Source organism: Methanobrevibacter oralis, from assembly GCF_001639275.1.
GTDB lineage: Archaea > Methanobacteriota > Methanobacteria > Methanobacteriales > Methanobacteriaceae > Methanocatella > Methanocatella oralis.
Genome location: NZ_LWMU01000130.1, coordinates 1 through 1,496, shown reverse-complemented (window position 1 = coordinate 1,496; position 1,496 = coordinate 1). Strand labels below are relative to the sequence as shown.

Sequence of the window (1,496 nt, the reverse complement as noted above, 5' to 3'; positions counted from 1 at the left end):
AGGATCCTTAAATGCACCGATAAATATATAAGCCCCGCCAACCAATCTAAGATACAGAAGGCATTTGATTTTTGATTTCATATATAATTATTTGTCTTCCATCTTATAAATACTTAATCAAACTTAAAATTAAAAATAAAAAATATAACAGAACATATATTCAATTTACAAAATTATCAGAGATGCATACTAAAATCAAAGTAAAATTAATTGAAAAAAAAATCTTAAAAAAAAATAAAAAAAATAAAAAATTAAAATACCTAACCATAACCAGTATATAAATTTAACGAAAAATAAAAAACTAAAAAACTAAAAGAAGACTGGAAAAAGGACTTTGTAAAAATAAACACTAAATATCAACAAAAGTCCTAACAAATTGACAGTCCCAGAAAAAGGGGCACTTTCAAAAACTTGAGTGATTTTTAGAAAATCGCGTTGTCTTCGTCCCAATACATTAGTTTTAAGTCAAATCTTTTTAAAATTCCTTTTTCCGATTTGAATAATTTTTTGATATGTTTGGGAAAGTTTTTTAGGAAGTAGTTTTCTATTTTTATTCGATGTTATTGCTATTTTTGAATCATTCAGGTGATTTGTGATTTTTTTTTGAATTCTGGAATTATTAATTTTGAAGTTAAATCTTGAATAATTTGGGGGAATGTTGGATTTCAAATAAAATAGTTGATTTCTTTTTTCTTGTGCTTCATTTATTGATTCTGCGTTGATAATGTTGAAAAATAATTGTTTATAGTTGTGTATTATTTCTATTTCTTCTTTAGATTCGTTATTTTCTTTAATGTAGTTTGTTTTTCTCTGTTTATTAATTGTTTTAAGTGGAATGTGCAGAATTGTTGTTTTACTCCTAATCTATCAATTGCAATTCTATATTCTGTTTTTAAATCTGTTATAATGCATTTTTTATTTTGATTGTGCAGTGTTTGATTTAAGAAGTTGTATATGTTGTTTATTGTCTCTGAATTGACCAATTCTCTGGAAACTATTGTATTTAATTCTAGGTCGAATAAAAGCTAAAAGGTACTTCCATTCGCCTTTTTGTTTAATCCAAAGACTGTCAAACAAGTAATATCCTGAAAGAGTCCAATTTTTATGCTTAATTTCATAATTAGAGTTAAAAAATGATGTTTTCAATACTTTGATTGGGAGATTTCAATGTTATGCTCTTTTTTTAATGATTTACGAATCTTATGTAGACTTCCACTAAAAATAACTGTATAAATACTCCACATGTTTAATTACTGGAATAGTTATATTTGCATTTCCATTAAAAATACTGGATAAATCAGTATAAATAACATGGCCACATTTATTGCATTTATATTTCTGTACAATACAATTTTGTTCCCCATTTTATTATAGTTTTTCTCGAAAAGTTTATACCATATAAATTACAAATTAATATTCATGGTAAAAAATAGCAAAAAAATTGAAGGACATCTTGAATTGGATGAAATTAAAGAGGTTATGAAAGAATATAAAGA

The 1,496-nt window shown here is 24.7% G+C and carries 1 protein-coding gene; it reads right to left on the bottom strand.

Going from position 1 to position 1,496, the window contains the following annotated elements:
• Positions 1-915: 915 nt before the first annotated feature.
• On the bottom strand, positions 916-1,146 hold the full coding sequence (locus tag MBORA_RS10920) for a hypothetical protein (protein ID WP_157944495.1): 231 nt from the start codon (positions 1,144-1,146) through the stop codon (positions 916-918).
• Between the last annotated feature and the right edge of the window lie 350 nt (positions 1,147-1,496).